The organism is Stenotrophomonas sp. PFBMAA-4 (assembly GCF_030053215.1).
Lineage (GTDB): Bacteria > Pseudomonadota > Gammaproteobacteria > Xanthomonadales > Xanthomonadaceae > Stenotrophomonas.
Genome location: NZ_JASGBW010000026.1, coordinates 56,477 through 71,069, shown reverse-complemented (window position 1 = coordinate 71,069; position 14,593 = coordinate 56,477). Strand labels below are relative to the sequence as shown.

At 68.6% G+C, this 14,593-nt stretch carries 16 protein-coding genes; 6 read left to right on the top strand and 10 right to left on the bottom strand.

What is annotated here, in order from left to right; translation table 11 throughout:
* Positions 1–146 precede the first annotated feature (146 nt).
* The gene (locus QMZ26_RS15840) at positions 147–473 is read right to left on the bottom strand and encodes a hypothetical protein (RefSeq protein WP_283222005.1); all 327 of its coding nucleotides are present in this window, start codon (positions 471–473) and stop codon (positions 147–149) included.
* Positions 474–504: 31 nt separating this feature from the next.
* Positions 505–963, bottom strand: a complete 459-nt coding sequence (locus tag QMZ26_RS15835) for a hypothetical protein (protein ID WP_283222004.1) — start codon at positions 961–963, stop codon at positions 505–507.
* A 154-nt stretch (positions 964–1,117) separates the two neighbouring features.
* On the opposite strand from QMZ26_RS15835, the gene QMZ26_RS15830 reads away from it, so the two are divergent.
* Positions 1,118–2,065, top strand: coding sequence for a nucleoside hydrolase (locus QMZ26_RS15830; RefSeq protein WP_283222003.1), 948 nt, complete (start codon positions 1,118–1,120; stop codon positions 2,063–2,065).
* 4 nt (positions 2,066–2,069) lie between these two features.
* Here QMZ26_RS15830 and QMZ26_RS15825 read toward each other — a convergent pair whose 3' ends face one another.
* The 5 genes from QMZ26_RS15825 to QMZ26_RS15805 all read right to left on the bottom strand — a co-directional run bounded on the left by QMZ26_RS15825 (position 2,070) and on the right by QMZ26_RS15805 (position 7,016).
* Entirely contained in the window at positions 2,070–3,329 is a 1,260-nt protein-coding gene (locus tag QMZ26_RS15825) for an MFS transporter (protein WP_079221016.1), read from the bottom strand.
* A gap of 126 nt (positions 3,330–3,455) precedes the next feature.
* Complete coding sequence (locus tag QMZ26_RS15820; RefSeq protein WP_283222002.1) at positions 3,456–4,583, bottom strand: metallophosphoesterase; 1,128 nt, start codon at positions 4,581–4,583, stop codon at positions 3,456–3,458.
* 146 nt (positions 4,584–4,729) lie between these two features.
* Positions 4,730–6,268, bottom strand: coding sequence for a TerC family protein (locus tag QMZ26_RS15815; RefSeq protein WP_283222001.1), 1,539 nt, complete (start codon positions 6,266–6,268; stop codon positions 4,730–4,732).
* Between the two features lie 42 nt (positions 6,269–6,310).
* On the bottom strand, positions 6,311–6,535 hold the full coding sequence (locus tag QMZ26_RS15810) for a helix-turn-helix transcriptional regulator (protein WP_283222000.1): 225 nt from the start codon (positions 6,533–6,535) through the stop codon (positions 6,311–6,313).
* A 13-nt stretch (positions 6,536–6,548) separates the two neighbouring features.
* Positions 6,549–7,016, bottom strand: coding sequence for a DUF2975 domain-containing protein (locus QMZ26_RS15805; RefSeq protein WP_079225128.1), 468 nt, complete (start codon positions 7,014–7,016; stop codon positions 6,549–6,551).
* A gap of 246 nt (positions 7,017–7,262) precedes the next feature.
* Between QMZ26_RS15805 and QMZ26_RS15800 the strand changes: the two genes are divergently transcribed.
* Positions 7,263–7,574: a metalloregulator ArsR/SmtB family transcription factor gene (locus QMZ26_RS15800; protein ID WP_079221004.1), complete on the top strand. Its 312-nt coding sequence runs from the start codon at positions 7,263–7,265 to the stop codon at positions 7,572–7,574.
* A 14-nt stretch (positions 7,575–7,588) separates the two neighbouring features.
* Positions 7,589–8,980 carry a DUF2867 domain-containing protein gene (locus QMZ26_RS15795; protein ID WP_283221999.1) on the top strand — a complete coding sequence of 464 codons (1,392 nt, stop codon included), beginning with the start codon at positions 7,589–7,591 and terminating at the stop codon, positions 8,978–8,980.
* Between the two features lie 34 nt (positions 8,981–9,014).
* Here the strand turns inward: QMZ26_RS15795 and QMZ26_RS15790 are convergent, their stop codons facing one another.
* Entirely contained in the window at positions 9,015–9,446 is a 432-nt protein-coding gene (locus tag QMZ26_RS15790) for a pyridoxamine 5'-phosphate oxidase family protein (RefSeq protein ID WP_079221002.1), read from the bottom strand.
* A gap of 138 nt (positions 9,447–9,584) precedes the next feature.
* Positions 9,585–10,610 carry an AI-2E family transporter gene (locus QMZ26_RS15785; RefSeq protein ID WP_108746152.1) on the bottom strand — a complete coding sequence of 342 codons (1,026 nt, stop codon included), beginning with the start codon at positions 10,608–10,610 and terminating at the stop codon, positions 9,585–9,587.
* 139 nt (positions 10,611–10,749) lie between these two features.
* Here QMZ26_RS15785 and QMZ26_RS15780 point away from each other — a divergent pair, with 139 nt between their 5' ends.
* Positions 10,750–11,163, top strand: coding sequence for a hypothetical protein (locus QMZ26_RS15780; protein ID WP_283221998.1), 414 nt, complete (start codon positions 10,750–10,752; stop codon positions 11,161–11,163).
* Positions 11,164–11,190: 27 nt separating this feature from the next.
* On the opposite strand, the gene QMZ26_RS15775 is transcribed toward QMZ26_RS15780, so the two are convergent.
* Complete coding sequence (locus tag QMZ26_RS15775) at positions 11,191–12,198, bottom strand: LacI family DNA-binding transcriptional regulator (RefSeq protein WP_283221997.1); 1,008 nt, start codon at positions 12,196–12,198, stop codon at positions 11,191–11,193.
* A gap of 95 nt (positions 12,199–12,293) precedes the next feature.
* On the opposite strand from QMZ26_RS15775, the gene QMZ26_RS15770 reads away from it, so the two are divergent.
* Together QMZ26_RS15770 and QMZ26_RS15765 are read left to right on the top strand one after the other, a co-directional pair.
* The gene (locus QMZ26_RS15770; protein WP_200732887.1) at positions 12,294–13,346 is read left to right on the top strand and encodes a sugar phosphate isomerase/epimerase family protein; all 1,053 of its coding nucleotides are present in this window, start codon (positions 12,294–12,296) and stop codon (positions 13,344–13,346) included.
* Positions 13,347–13,373: 27 nt separating this feature from the next.
* Entirely contained in the window at positions 13,374–14,591 is a 1,218-nt protein-coding gene (locus tag QMZ26_RS15765; RefSeq protein WP_283221996.1) for a nucleoside permease, read from the top strand.
* Positions 14,592–14,593: the final 2 nt, after the last annotated feature.

The window sequence follows — 14,593 nt, the reverse complement described above, 5'->3', positions numbered from 1 at the left end:
CCCCCCCCCCCCCCCCCCCCCCCCCCCCCCCCCCCCCCCCCCCCCCCTCTTATTTTTTTTTTTTTTTTTTTTTTTTTTTTTTTTTTTTTTCTTTTTTTTTTTTTTTTTTTCCCCCCCCCCCCCCCCCCCCTCGACTCTACATGGCCTCAATCGCTGCAGCTGCCACCATCGCCGCCACCACTGTCGCTGCTGCAGTCCGAGCCGCTGTAGCTGTGGCTGTTGTGGCTGTCACTGGAGTAACTGCCCGAGGAATCGTAGCTGCCCGCGAAGCTGCCCTCGCTGCGGCTGACCGAGCCATCGGCGGTGGCGATCGCCATGCACAGGATCGCGCCCACCAGCGGCAGCAGCCAGACCAGCAGCAGCTGCACCACCCGCCCTCCCACCGACACGTCATCGCGCCTCACCACCACGAACGTGGCGACGAGGTTCAGGCCCAGCACCAGGGCGATCAGGACCAGTGTCACCACCAGCATGGCGTGCCTCCGCAGCAGCGAACCGGCGCGGTCATGGCGCCACCATCAATGACTGGATCTGCGCGCGCTCATCCAGCGGCCGCTGGAAACCCACCGGATAGACCGGTGCATGGCGCTCGCCCTTGAGCAGGAACAGGCTTTCGCTGCCCAGCGTGGCCTCGCGGATATGGCCCAAGGTGTAATGCCACATCGTCCACAGCGGCACCCGGATCGTCGCCGGCACCCTGCCCTCCCGCGGCCGCAGCACTTCCTGCACCTGCAGGACCAGGCGGATCTCGTTGTCCAGGCCTGGCCCGGTGCGCGATCCGGGATCGGTCAGCGGCCGTCCCTTGCCATCGACCATCTCCACGTCGACCACCTTGGCGCGGACGATCTGGTCGGCTTCCGCCACCATTTCCGCCAGCGGTTTCGGCGCCACCGAGGTGGCCAATGCAGGCGCGACGGCGCCCAGGCACAGCAGCCCGGCCAGCAGGATCGCGGATGTCTTCATGGCGGTGCTCCCTCCCTGGATACCCCCTGACGATAGCACCGCCGCGGCGGTTCGCCCTGCCTGTCATGAAGATGGGACAATGTAGGGCGCGCCGGCCCGGCCCCCTGGGGCCCGCCGGCCCCCTTGCACCACACGGAAGAAGAAGAACAACAACATGCTGAAAGTCATTTTCGATACCGACCCGGGCGTCGACGACGCCCTGGCCCTGCTGTACCTGCACAAGCACGCGCAGATCGACCTGGTCGGCGTCACCACCACCTTCGGCAACGCCTCGGTGGATTCGACCACCCACAACGCGCTGTACCTGAAGCAGGCCTGGGGCTTTGCCGCCCCGGTCGCGCGCGGCGCTGCGGGCCCGCTGCAGCCCGAAGCCACGCCGGAAGCCTGGCCGGTGCACATCCATGGCCACAACGGCCTGGGCAACCACCCGGTGCCGACCGCGCTGGACGTGGCTGCCGATGCGCGCCCGGCCCACCAGCTGATCATCGACCTGGTCCGCGCCCACCCGGGCGAAGTGACCCTGGTGGCAGTCGGCCGCATGACCAACCTGGCCCTGGCCCTGCAGCACGCCCCGGACATCGCCGGCCTGGTGCGCGGCGTGGTCCTCATGGGCGGCGCCTTCCACGTCAACGGCAACATCACCCCGGCCGCCGAGGCCAACATCTGGGGCGACGCCGAAGCGGCCGACATCGTGTTCACCGCGCAGTGGCCGGTCACCGCCATCGGCCTGGACGTCACCACCCGCGTGGAGATGGACCGTGATGGCCTGGACAAGCTGGCTGCCATCGGCGGTGCCGACGCCGAGCTGGTGCGCGCGCTCTCGCAGGACTACGTGGACTTCTACCTGCAGGCCGGGCACAAGGGCATGGTCGTGCACGACTGCTGCGCCTGCATCGCCCTGACCCGCCCGGAGCTGTTCCAGTTCGAGCGCGCCAGCGTGCGCGTGGCCACCGATGGCGTGGCCCGCGGCATGACCATTCCCAAGCCGGAAGGCCTGGCCTTCGGCCCCAGCGTGTGGGATGGCCACGTGCTGCAGTCGATCGCCATCGGCGTGGATGCGCCGGCCGTGCTGGCCGACATCGAGCAGACCCTGGCGGTCTGATCGCCTAGCGCTTGGCCCTGCCCGGGGTCGTCTCGGGCAGGGTCCACAGCACCGGCAGCACCAGCACCGCCACCAGCGCGATCATTGCACCCGGTGCCGCTGCCCAGCCGCTGCGTTCCACCCACCACTGCGCCAGCCACGGTGTCGCCCCGCCGAACACCGCCGTGGCCATGGTCACGCCCAGTGCCAGCCCGCTCACCCGGCCTTCGCCCGGGAACTGCTCGGCCGTGGCAGGTGCGGCCACCGCGCTTACACCACCCGCCACGCAGGCCAGCACCACCGCCGCCAGCGCGATGCCCAGCGGCGCCGCCTCGGCCATCCAGCCGAACATCGACAACGGCAGCAGTGCCGCCAGTACGGTCAGGCCCAGCAACAGCGGACGCCGCCCGAAGCGATCAGACAACATGCCGCACAGCGGCGTGATCGCGATGACCGCCACCGCGGCCACCGTGGACAGCCACAGCGCATCGCCTTCGTCGTGCCCCTGTGCGTGCAGGAAGGCTGGCACGTAGGTGATGCCCACGTAGTAGGTGATCGAGCCCAGCGCGGAAATCGCGAACGTGCGCGCCACCGCGCCGGGATGGTTGCGCAGCACGTGGCGCAGCGGCGTGGCCGGAATGCTGCCCTCGCGGCGCTGGCGCTCGAATTCGGGCGACTCATGCATGCCCGACCGTGCGATGAGGATCACCAGCGCCAGCGCGGCACCGACGAAGAACGGGATGCGCCAGCCCCAGCCATCCAGCTGCGCGGGCGTGAGCGTCGCCACCGTCACCGCGGAGATCGCCACCGCCAGCAACGCGCCCACTTCGCTGGCGGCCGAGGCCAGCGAAGTGACCAGGCCGCGTCGCCGCGCCGGTGCGCTTTCCAGCAGGTAGGCCACCACCCCGGTGTATTCACCGCCTACCGAAAAGGCCATCACGCAGCGCAGGACCAGCAGCAGGATGCCGGCCGTGGTGCCCGCCGTCGCTGCGGTCGGCAACAGCGCCGTGGCCAGCATCGCCGCCGCCATCAGCGCCATCGAGGCCAGCAGCATCCAGCGCCGGCCGAGGCGATCACCGAGGTGGCCGAAGCACAGCGCGCCCAGCGGACGCATCAGGTAGGAGACGGCGAAGCCCGCAAGCGTGACCAGCATCGCCTGCTCGCCGCCACCGAAGAACACCCGCGACAGCACGGTCGCGAAGTACAGGTAGAGGGTGAAGTCGTACCACTCCACCACGGTGGACAGGCCTGCCACCCACATCGAGCGCTGCCGCGCCGCGGTCATTTCAGTCATGGGCGGAGGGTGTCACGCGCCGGGTGACGGCGCGGTGCACCTGCACGCGGGCGCGGGGTCGGGGCCGGGGTCGGATCCCATTCCCGCAGGGTATGGGCTCTGACCCCAAGGCCGACATCACGGCGCGCGGCGCAGGGTGAACAGGGTGATTTCCGAAGGCACGCCGATGCGCGCCGGGAAGCCCGCCCACAGGCCGGCACCGTTGCTGACGTAGAGCGTCATGCCATCCACCTCGTAGCGGCCAGACACAAAACCGCCATTGGCCCGCTTCACCAGCTGGTCCATGCCGATGATCTGCCCACCGTGGGTATGGCCGGACAACTGCAGCTTCACCCCGCGTGCGGCCGCATCAACGGCATTGCGTGGGCGATGGTCGAGCAGGATCACCGGCGCGGCCGGATCGGCACCGGCCAGGGCCGCCTGCAGGTCGGGCAGCGGCAGGCCATAGCGCGCGGCCACCGGGTCGGTGACACCGGCAATGGTCAGCGCCGAATCACCACGCCGCACCTGGGTGTGGCTGTTTTCCAGCACCTGCATGCGCAGCGCGCGGAAGGCCTGCATCCAGTCGCTGTACTGGGCGTAGTACTCATGGTTGCCGGTGATGGCGATCGCCCCGTCCGGCGCCTGCAGGTCTCCCAGCGGGCGGAAGTCATCGCGGCGCGCGTCCACCGTGCCATCGATCAGGTCACCGGTGATGACGATCAGGTCCGGCTTCAGCGCATTGCTCTCGGCCACCACCTGGCGCACCCAGTCGCCGGTGAGCAGGCGGCTGGCGTGGATGTCGGTGAGCTGCAGCATGCGGTAGCCATCGAACGCGGCCGGCAGGTCCTTGATCGCCACCTCGACCTGGCGCGGCTGCGGCACGGCCATGCCCTGGCTGACACCGTAGCCACTGAGCAGCAGGGCAACGGCGGCCGCCGACGGGCGCAACAGCGGCGCCCGCAGCGCCGACACCGCGCGCGGCAGGCGCAGCACGCGCGCCGCCAGCAGGCCGGCATCGAACAGCAGCATGGCCAGCGCCAGCAACAGCACGGCGGTGGAGCCGGTGGCCAGTACGGCGATGGCCATCTTCGGGATTTCCGGCGAGGCCATCGTGCCCCAGAACGTGGCGACGATGCGCAGCTGCACAGCCAGCCCCACCAGCAGCAGCGACACCACCGCCTTGGCCCACACCGGCAGGCGCAGCGGCCAGAACAGGCGCCAGGCCACGTAGAGGCCCATCAACAAACCAATCGTACTCAGCACTGCGACATTCCGGAACGTGGGGGCCCGCCATGGTGACGGGCAAAGGTTGCAAAGGGTAGCGCCGAGCGCGGGCCCGGCTGCATCCCGTGTAGAGCCGAGCCCATGCTCGGCTGCTGTGGAAGCAGTCGAGCAAGCTCGACTCTACGTCAGGTGCCGACCAGCCGCTGCACGCGCAGGCGGGCGATGCGGCGCTTCTCCATCGCCAGCACGGTGATGCGCACGTCGGCCACGTCCACGGCATCGCCCTCATCGGGCAGGCGCCCCAACTGGTCCAGCACCAGCCCGGAAATGGTCATGTAATCGCTGCTGCGCGGCAGCGATACACCCGCCAGACGTTGCAGGTCATCCAGGGTCAGCGCGCCATCGGCTTCCCAGTGGTCCTCCCCCTGCGCCACTACGCCATAGCGGTCGTCCTGGGTGTCGGCCAGATCACCGGCGATGGCCGCCAGCAGGTCGTTGGCCGTCACCAGGCCTTCCACGCTGCCGTACTCGTCCACCGCCACCGCCAGCGGCACCGGGTGCAGGCGGATCAGTTCCAGGGCCTGCAGCGCGCTGGCGCTGGACAGCACGTACTGCGGCTGGCGCAGGTTGGCTTCCAGCTGCAGCGGCTGGCCCTGCAGCAGGTCAGCCAGCAGGTCGCGGCTCTGCACCACGCCACGCAGGCTGTCCAGGTCGCCCTCGCCCACCAGCAGGCGCGTATGCGGCGAGGCCACCAGGCGTGCCACCACGTCGTCCTGGCCACGCGCCAGATCGATCCACTGCACGTCGGCACGCACCGTCATCACACTCGACACCGGCCGGTCGGCCAGGCCCAGCACGCTGCGGATCATCTCGTGCTCGGCCGGCTGCAGGCGCTCCTCCGCATCGCCGTGGTCCTCTTCGCCCGCGTCATCGTGGCCATTGGCCGGGCGTGCACCCAGCATGCGCAGCACTGCATCGGCCGTGCGCTGGCGGAACGGCTGGCGGCGTTCGTTGCGCTCGCGGTTGAAGCGCACCCACTGGTTGAACGCTTCCACCAGGATCGAGAACGCGATGGCCGCGTACAGGTAGCCCTTCGGGATCTTGTAGCCCAGGCCCTCGGCCACCAGGCTGAAGCCGATCATCAGCAGGAAGCCCAGGCACAGCACCACCACGGTGGGATGCTTGTTGACGAAGCGGGTCAGCGGCTTGCTCGCCAGCAGCATCAGCACCATGGCAACGGTCACCGCGGCGTACATCACGCCCAGGTTGTCGACCATGCCCACGGCGGTGATCACCGAGTCCAGCGAGAACACCGCGTCGAGCACCACGATCTGCGCCACCACCATCGCGAAGCTGGCATAGACCTTCTTGCCGTCTTCATGGTGCTGGCGGCCTTCCAGCCGTTCGTGCAGTTCCATGGTGCCCTTGAACAGCAGGAACAAGCCGCCGCCCAGCAGGATCAGGTCACGCCCGGAGAAGCTGTGATCGAACAGCGTCAGCAGCGGCTCGGTCAGTTTCATGATCCAGGCCAGGGCGGCCAGCAGCACCAGGCGCATCAGCAGGGCCAGGCTCAGGCCGATCACCCGCGCGCGGTCACGCTGGTGCGGCGGCAGCTTGTCGGCCAGGATCGCGATGAACACCAGGTTGTCGATGCCAAGCACGATCTCAAGCACGATCAGGGTCGCAAGGCCCATCCAGATCGAGGGGTCAGCCAACCATTCCATTTCGGGTCCGTTTCTTCATGAGGTAAGGGAAAGAGGGGGTATTCAGTCGTCGTCCTGCGCCTGCAGCGGGTCGTGCCCGAGCAGGTCGCCCGGCGAGCACTGCAGCTCGCGGCAGATCGCATCCAGGGTGGAAAAGCGGATGGCGCGTGCCTTGCCGGTCTTGAGGATGGACAGGTTGGCCAGGGTGATGTCGATGCGCCCGGCCAGCTCGGACAGGGTCATGCCCCGCGCCTGCAGCATGCGGTCGAGCGTGATGACGATCGCCATCAGTCCATGCCCATCAGATCAGACCGTCCAGGTCATCACGCATGGCCGCACCGACGGCGAACACGCGCGCCAGCACGAACAGCATGAGCACCGCGATCAGGCCGGTGATGGACATGCCACCGCCCACCTCCATCCACGCGAAGTCCGGGCCCATCCAGGAGGCGTACACGCCGATGATGATCGACAGCACTTCCATCGCCAGCATCAGCCACGCCATGCGCTGCAGGCGCTGCGCGTTGGCATGGGTGAACGGGCGCGCGCCGGCGGCCGAGCGCAGCAGGCGCGCCAGGTGCCGCAGGAACACCAGGCACAGCACCAGCAGGGCGACGATGGTGCCCAGGCCGATGCAGAAGTGCAGGAACAGGTCGCTGCCGTGCACGGCGGCGGCGTGCGCGTCGTGCACGCTGGCCAGCAGCCAGCGCCGGTCGTAGGCAACCAGGGGAATGGCCAGCAGCGCGGCCAGGATGCCCAGCCAGCACATCGCCCGCACGGCCTGCACGGCGGTCTGGGCCAGGGTGAACAAGCCGCGCGCAGGTTCGGCGCGGGCGGGACGAGCGGTCAAGCAGCCTCCGGCATGGGGCGGCCTCGCCGCCCGGGATGGATTTATCGATAAACGATATACCACATCCAGAGCGAATGGATGAATCGCCCCCACCGGGTGGCAGCGGCTTGACACGCGCCCGGCCGCGCAGGATCATCAATTAAGTAATTAGTTAATTAACGACCCATGGACCGCATCTTCGAAGCCCTCGCCTCCGGCGCCCGCCGGCAGATCCTGGCCTACCTCAGCGCCGGTGAACTGAGCGCGGGCGAGCTGGCCGAGCGCTTCGACTTCAGCAAGCCGGCGCTGTCCAGCCACCTGCGCATCCTGGAAGAGGCCGGCCTGATCGAACGCGAGAAGCGCGGCCAGTTCGTGTATTTCCGCCAGGTGCCCGAGCGCCTGGCCAACACGCTGTTTTCCTGGGCCGCCGAAGTATGTCCGGTGGGTGGCCCGCTCAAGCGCGAAGCCCGCGCCCGCCGCAAGTCCCCTGCCCGCTGACGAGGAGCACCACGATGCCTGGTTCGACCCGCAACAGCCGTTCGTTTCCAGGTGTCCAGCTGCCCGCGCAGGACGGCGCCGGCCCCATCGAAGTCACCCTCATCGCACAGCTCGGCATCGGTGCCGGCGATGCGCTGGTGAAGGATGCCGGGGAGCGCCAGCGCCACCATCCTGCCTTCATCGATGCGCTGGATGAACCCTCCGCGCGGCTGGGCGGGATGCACCTGCAGCACGGCGATGCATCCTCGTTGTACAGCTTCGTGGTCGCCGGCGGCGGCCATCCGTTCCATCGCCATGCCGGCCCGCGCATGTTCACCGCCATCGCCGGCAGCGCCGGCGCCGAGCTGCGTTTTGCCACCGCCGCCGATGCGCAGCTTGCGGGGGATCCGTCCGCGTTCCTGCGCAGCCTGCGCCGTATCCGCATTCCGCCGGACTGCCTGTTCACCGTGCGCTTCGGCGGCGGCACCTGGCACCAGTTCGCCTCGAACCATCCCGCCCACCCTGCCCTGTTCGCGTTGTCGTGCCACAGCAATGAACTGGCCGGGGCGATGAGCGAGGCCACCCGCGCGCGGGTGCAGGCCAACAGTGCCGACATCCCCAGCCTGACCGAGGTGCTGGCGCAGCAGCACTGGCCGAGCGCGGCCACGCTGGCCACTGCGCCGCTGCTGCAGCTGTCGCTGCAGGCCGCGCCGCCCAGCCTGTGTGCGCGCCTGTGCGCGCAGACCCGCTCGATGCTCGGCCCGCTGCGGCGGATCAAGCTGCGGCCCCTGCGCGGGTTTGTCGAACGCAGCACACCGCGCTACCCGGTACACAGCGGGCGGACCGACGCGCACGGCCTGCTGGCCGGTGCGCTGCCACGCAGCCACTACGACGACCTGACCGTGCTGACCCTGCGCAGCGGTCACTGCGCGCAGCGCTCGGCGTCTGCCCTGCTGGCCGATGTGCTGGAAGGCTTCCTGCGCAATCCGCCGGGCGGCGTAGGCCGGTTGATGGCCCTGCGCAACCGCCTGGTGGCACCGTTGCGCCTGCGCACCTCGCCACTGGGCTGCCCGGTATCGTCCCTGTTGTCGGCGGATCGCAGCCGCCTGTTCGCCGGGCGCTTTCCGGTGCTGGACGCACGCGTGGATGCCACCGACCGCAGTGCCGAAGTACTGCTGGGCGCCGATGACCGCCACCTGCGCTTCCGCAGCAGCGTGCGCGTGCAGTTCGACGACGAAGGCCACGTGCAGGTCAGCCTGGGGTCGCGCGTACAGACGCACAACCGGTTCGGCCGCCTGTACATGGCGCTGATCGATGCCGTGCATCGCCACTACATCGCCCCGGCGCTGCTGCGGCGTGCGGTGGAACATGCGCTGGCGCCGGAGCTGGCCGACTGGGTGGACGAGGGCGTGGCGGCAGCGGGTTGAGCCGCCGGGCATGGCCCGGCGCTACCGCGGATGATCAGACGATCAGCTCGCCCTGGTCCTCGCCATCCCAGTAATGGATGCGCTGCGCGTGCACATGGATCAGCACCAGCCCCGGCGTATCCACGCCCTGCTCGAACCAGCGTTCCAGGTCCTTGACCCAGTGCTGGGCCAACACGCCACGTTCGCGGATGATCGTGGCCCGGCCTTTGACATGGACGAACAGCGGTGGCTTGCCCAGCAGCGACTTGCTGCCGGTGAAGCCCAGCGCCACCCGGGGATCGGCTTCGATCTGCTGCACCATGTCGGTGCTCTGCAGGGCGAAGAACCAACTGTCACCGTCGTAGTCGACGTCGCCGTTGTTGCTCATCGGACGGCCGTCGATCTCGCCGCCCGCATGGGTCTGCAGCATCGCGAAATCGATGCCGGCCATCTTTTTCGCCAGTTCGGGCAGGGTGAGCGTGGTCATGCGCAGGGTCCGGGCGGAAAGGGAAGCCCAGCCTCCCCCGCGCGCGGTGACCGGCGCGTGCAGTGGCGCTGGCGCCGCCTTCACGCGCATTCGCCGGGCATGGCCCGGCGCTACCGGATCAGGGACGCCTGGCCGGAATCAGATCCAGCCCTGGTCGACCAGCTCACGCTTCAGGTACGCGTAGAACACCGGGGCCGCCACCAGCCCGGCCAGGCCGAACGCCGCTTCCATCACCAGCATGGCCAGCAGCAGCTCCCACGCCCGCGCCTGGATCTCGCCGCCGACGATGCGCGCGTTGAGGAAGTACTCGAGCTTGTGGATCACGATCAGGTACAGCAGCGCTGCCACCGCCACGTAGAACGACACCGACAGCGCGACGATGGTGATGATGGTGTTGGAGATGATGTTGCCCACCACCGGCAGCAGGCCCGCCAGGAAGGTGATCAGCACCAGCGTCTTCGACAGCGGCAGGTGCACGCCGAACAGCGGCAGCACACCCAGCAGGAACACCGCGGTGAACACCGTGTTGAGCAGCGAGATCTTCACCTGGGCGAACACCACCTGGCGGAAGGCCACGGCCAGGCGCGTCGTGCGGCCGACCAGCTCCTGCGCCAGCGGGCCCATCTTCGGCAGTGGCAGTTCGTCGTAGAGGGCGATCATCGCGCCGAGCACCATGCCGATGAGGATGCGCACGCCCACCTGCACCACCGAAGTACCGGCCACGCCCAGTTGCCGCTGGTGCTCGGCCGCCCATTCGTTCAGCGCCTCGCGCAGCCGCGTCAGGTCTTCGGGAATGTACGGCTGCAGCAGCGCAGGCACCTGGTGCCGCGAGGTGTTGAGGATGTCCATCAGGCGCGCCAGCAGCACGTCGGGGCCACCGGTCTCGTTGCGGAAGAACGAGGCCACGCCGATACCGGCCAGCACCAGCGCGCCGATGATGACCGCCGACAGCACGATGACCGCCACCGCGCGTGCGCGGCCCGGCGGCAGCTTGCCTTCCACGCTGTTGGCCAGCACGTGGGTCAGCTGGAACACCAGCAGGCCCGACAGCAGCGTGACCACCAGGCCCAGCTTCAGGGCCAGCCACATGCCCAGCAGCATCAGCAGCCAGGCGGCGATGCGCGCGGCAGGCGGCTTGGGCAGGGCGAGGGTCACGTCGGTCATGGCAGGGCATCCACTGGGGTGGCCCATGGTAGTGGATTGCCATGGCGGTTCCGGGGCAGTGCCGGCGTTCCGTTCAGCCCTCTGGCGGCCGCGCCCACGCCAGCGCACACTGGCGCCCCACCCGCCGCATGGATGCCCGATGCCCCGCCTCTTGTCCGCCGCCCTGGCGCTGATGCTGTTGCCGCTGCCGACACTGGCCATGAGCAGCGACGACACCACGCCGCTGCCGGCGCAGGTCAAGGCCGATGCCGAAGCCATCGCCGCCTCGCTGCTGAAGGTGCAGCGCACCGATGTCGAGCTGTCCTGCCCCAAGGCCGTCGAGAACGCGCGCTACGGGCTGGAAACCATGCTCGAAGTGGGCGCGAAGAACGTGGCCGGCGGCTACCTGGATGCCGCGAAGTTCGAGGCCATGGCCACGCCGATGCGCGGCCTGCTGCCGCAGATCACCGATGCCGACTGCGAAGGCGCGACTGACGCCAAGCGCGATTTCTACCAGTGCATGTCCAGCGACTACAACCACGTGCTGGCCTGCGCCAATGCGCATCTGCAATGACGCCACGCGCGGGGTGGCGTCCGCCGCTCACCCCGCTGCGGGCGCGGCCGTCGAGCCACGCAGCATCAGGCTGAAGTCCAGCGTCTGCTGCAGCGGCACATCGACGCGCTCGATGATCGCCAGCAGCAGGCTGACCGCACGCGCACCGATCTCCCGCATCGGCTGGCGCACGGTGGTCAGCGGCGGCGTCAGGAAGCTGGACGAGGCCAGATCATCGAAGCCGACGATGGACAGCTGGTCCGGCACGCAGATGCCCAGGTCGCGGCAGGCCGCCAGCGCGCCCAGCGCCATCTGGTCGCTGAAGCAGAACACCGCGGTCGGCGGCTGCGCGCCTGCCAGCAGCGCCTTCGCAGCGGCATGGCCGGATTCCAGCGAAAAATCACCGGGTACCACGCTCAGGCTGCGCAGCCGGCCGCGCGCCTTGCCGGCACTGCGCACGCCTTCCAGCCGCTGCTGGTGCAGCGGGTTGTCCGGCGGCCCGCCAACCACAGCGATGCGTTCGTGCCCCAGTGCATACAGATGTTCCATCACCGCGCGGGCAGCGGCGGCGTTGTCGATGTGCACGCTGGGAATGCCCAGCGCGGGATCGAATTCGCAGCCATTGACCACCGGCGCGGTGGCGCCCAGCGCCTGCACGATCTCGCGCGCGGTCGGCGGCAGGCGATGGCCGAGCACGATCAGGCCATCGGCCTCGTTGCGCCGGAGCATCTGCGCGTAGCGCTCCTCGCGATCAGGCTGGTGCTGGGTATCGCCCAGCAGCACGGCGTAGCCCGCGGCCTGCGCCGCATCTTCGGCGCCCTGCAGGATCTGCGCGAAGAAGGGATTGGCGATGTCCGGCACAGTGACCAGGATCTTGCCGCTGCGCTGGGTCTTGAGCGTTCGGGCCACCGTGTTGGGCACGTAGCCCAGCGCGGCGGCGGCCTGTTCGATGCGCGCACGCGTGGCGGGCAGTACTTTTTCCGGCCGCGACAAGGCCCGCGACACCGTGCCGGCGGAGACGCCCACGTGCTTTGCGATGTCGTAGATGGTTGCCATGGTTTCAGCTCTGGTTGCCGCTGTGCACTGCACAACGGTTCTGCGGGAGGCCCATGCTAGGGTAATGCAATCGATTGCATCTAGGGCGAATCACCTTGAAGACGCTCAAGGGTCCGGCGCTGTTCCTGGCGCAGTTCATCGGCGACAAAGCTCCTTTTGATCGGCTCGACACGCTGGCCGGATGGGCCGCGGGCCTGGGCTATTCTGGCGTACAAGTGCCCACCACTGCGCCCCATCTGTTCGATCTGGCGGAGGCAGCACGCAGCCAGTCCTACTGTGACGACGTTGCCGGGATGCTGGCCGGGCACGGTGTGCAGATCACCGAACTGTCCACCCACCTGCAGGGTCAGCTGGTCGCGGTGCACCCGGCCTATGACAGCCTGTTTGACGGTTTCGCCCCGGCAGACAAGCGCGGCGATCCTGCCGCCCGCCAGGCCTGGGCCGTGGATCAGCTGATGCTGGCGGCAAAGGCCAGCCAGCGCCTGGGCCTGACCGCGCATGCCACCTTCTCCGGCGCGCTGGCGTGGCCGTACATGTATCCCTGGCCGCAGCGTCCACCCGGCCTGGTGGACGAAGCATTCGCCGAACTGGGCCGCCGCTGGCGCCCGATCCTGGATGCGTTCGACGCGTGCGGCGTGGACCTGTGCTTCGAGATCCACCCCGGCGAAGACCTGCACGATGGCGCGACCTTCGAGCGCTTCCTCGACGTGGTCGACCAGCATCCCCGCGCGAAGATCCTGTACGACCCCAGCCACCTGCTGCTGCAGCAGATGGACTACCTCGGCTTCATCGACCGCTACCATCCGCGCATCGGCATCTTCCACGTCAAGGATGCCGAATACCACGCCAGTGCCCGCAGCGGCGTGTATGGCGGCTACCAGGACTGGATCGATCGCCCGGGCCGCTTCCGCTCGCTCGGCGACGGCCAGGTCGACTTCAAGGCGATCTTCTCGAAGTTCGCGCAGTACGACTTCCCCGGCTGGGCGGTACTGGAATGGGAGTGCTGCCTGAAGCACCCCGAGGACGGCGCACGGGAGGGCGCCGCCTTCATCCGCGACCACATCATCCGCGTGACCGAGCGCGCCTTCGACGACTTTGCCGACAGCGGAACGGATGCCGCATCACTGCACCGCATGCTGGGAATCTGAGCTGACAACGCCCCGGGAGGGCAAGCCATGACGCACGCCATGTCGCGCTTGGGCGCGATGATGTTTCTGCAGTTCTTCATCTGGGGCGCGTGGTTCGTGACCCTTGGCACCTACCTGGTGCAGGGCCCGTTGCAGGCCAGCGCAAGCCAGGTGGCCACGGCCTTCCTCAGCCAGTCCATCGGTGCGATCGTCGCCCCCTTCCTGGTCGGCCTGATCGCCGATCGCTACTTCGCGGCGCAGCGCATCCTGGCCGTGCTGCACCTGGCCGGCGCGGTACTTATGTGGCTGGCTTCCACGGCCAGCAGCTTCAGCGTGTTCTCCGCCTGCGTGATGGGCTACATGCTGCTGTTCATGCCGACCCTGGCACTGGCCAACAGCGTGGCGATGCGCCACATGCAGTCGCCCGAGAAGCAGTTCCCGCTGGTGCGCGTGGCCGGCAGCATCGGCTGGATCATCGCCGGCGTGCTGATCGGCTGGATGGGCTGGGAACAGGCACACCGGCTTGAACTGACCTTCCGGATGGCCGCGGTGGCCTCGCTGCTGCTGGGCCTGTACGCCTTCACCCTGCCGCACACGCCGCCGCTGGCCAAGCAGCGCGACGCCGGCCTCGGGCAGATCCTCGGCCTGGATTCGCTGCGCCTGCTGAAGTCGCGCGCCTACCTGGTGTTCTTCCTCGCCTCCATCGCCATCTGCATCCCGCTGTCGTTCTACTACAACTTCACCAACCCCTATCTCAATGACCTGGGCGTGCGCGGTGCCGCCGGCCTGCAGTCGCTGGGGCAGGTCTCCGAAGTCCTGCTGATGCTGGCCATGCCGTTCCTGTTCGTGCGGCTGGGGGTGAAGACCATGCTGGCGGTGGGCATGGCCGCGTGGGTGGTGCGCTATGCCATGTTCGCCTTCGGCGATGCCGGCGGCGGCTTCTCGCTGCTGGTCATCGGCATCGTGCTGCACGGCATCTGCTACGACTTCTTCTTCGTCACCGGGCAGATCTACACCGATGCACATGCCGGCCCGGACGCGCGCAGCAGTGCGCAGGGCTTCATCACCCTGGCCACCTACGGCGTCGGCATGCTGATCGGCACCTTCCTGTCCGGCGCGGTGGTGGAGCACTACACCACGGCCGCAGGGCCGGACTGGCAGCAGATCTGGCTGTTCCCCGCCGGCGTCGCGCTGGTCGTGTTGATTGCCTTCCTGCTGCTGTTCCGCGACCGCCCCGCCGTTGCGGCCGCTTCCACCACGCACTGAGG

Bases quoted from the DNA above. Each gene is read 5' to 3' on its own strand.
- QMZ26_RS15795 (WP_283221999.1), top strand. From the start codon at position 7,589: ATGCCTGGTTCGACCCGCAACAGCCGTTCGTTTCCAGGTGTCCAGCTG.
- QMZ26_RS15810 (WP_283222000.1), bottom strand. From the start codon at position 6,535: ATGGCGATCGTCATCACGCTCGACCGCATGCTGCAGGCGCGGGGCATG.
- QMZ26_RS15775 (WP_283221997.1), bottom strand. From the start codon at position 12,198: ATGGCAACCATCTACGACATCGCAAAGCACGTGGGCGTCTCCGCCGGC.
- QMZ26_RS15805 (WP_079225128.1), bottom strand. From the start codon at position 7,016: ATGTGCTGGCTGGGCATCCTGGCCGCGCTGCTGGCCATTCCCCTGGTT.
- QMZ26_RS15765 (WP_283221996.1), top strand. From the start codon at position 13,374: ATGACGCACGCCATGTCGCGCTTGGGCGCGATGATGTTTCTGCAGTTC.
- QMZ26_RS15835 (WP_283222004.1), bottom strand. From the start codon at position 963: ATGAAGACATCCGCGATCCTGCTGGCCGGGCTGCTGTGCCTGGGCGCC.
- QMZ26_RS15785 (WP_108746152.1), bottom strand. From the start codon at position 10,610: ATGACCGACGTGACCCTCGCCCTGCCCAAGCCGCCTGCCGCGCGCATC.
- QMZ26_RS15840 (WP_283222005.1), bottom strand. From the start codon at position 473: ATGCTGGTGGTGACACTGGTCCTGATCGCCCTGGTGCTGGGCCTGAAC.
- QMZ26_RS15800 (WP_079221004.1), top strand. From the start codon at position 7,263: ATGGACCGCATCTTCGAAGCCCTCGCCTCCGGCGCCCGCCGGCAGATC.
- QMZ26_RS15815 (WP_283222001.1), bottom strand. From the start codon at position 6,268: ATGGAATGGTTGGCTGACCCCTCGATCTGGATGGGCCTTGCGACCCTG.
- QMZ26_RS15830 (WP_283222003.1), top strand. From the start codon at position 1,118: ATGCTGAAAGTCATTTTCGATACCGACCCGGGCGTCGACGACGCCCTG.
- QMZ26_RS15790 (WP_079221002.1), bottom strand. From the start codon at position 9,446: ATGACCACGCTCACCCTGCCCGAACTGGCGAAAAAGATGGCCGGCATC.
- QMZ26_RS15825 (WP_079221016.1), bottom strand. From the start codon at position 3,329: ATGACCGCGGCGCGGCAGCGCTCGATGTGGGTGGCAGGCCTGTCCACC.
- QMZ26_RS15780 (WP_283221998.1), top strand. From the start codon at position 10,750: ATGCCCCGCCTCTTGTCCGCCGCCCTGGCGCTGATGCTGTTGCCGCTG.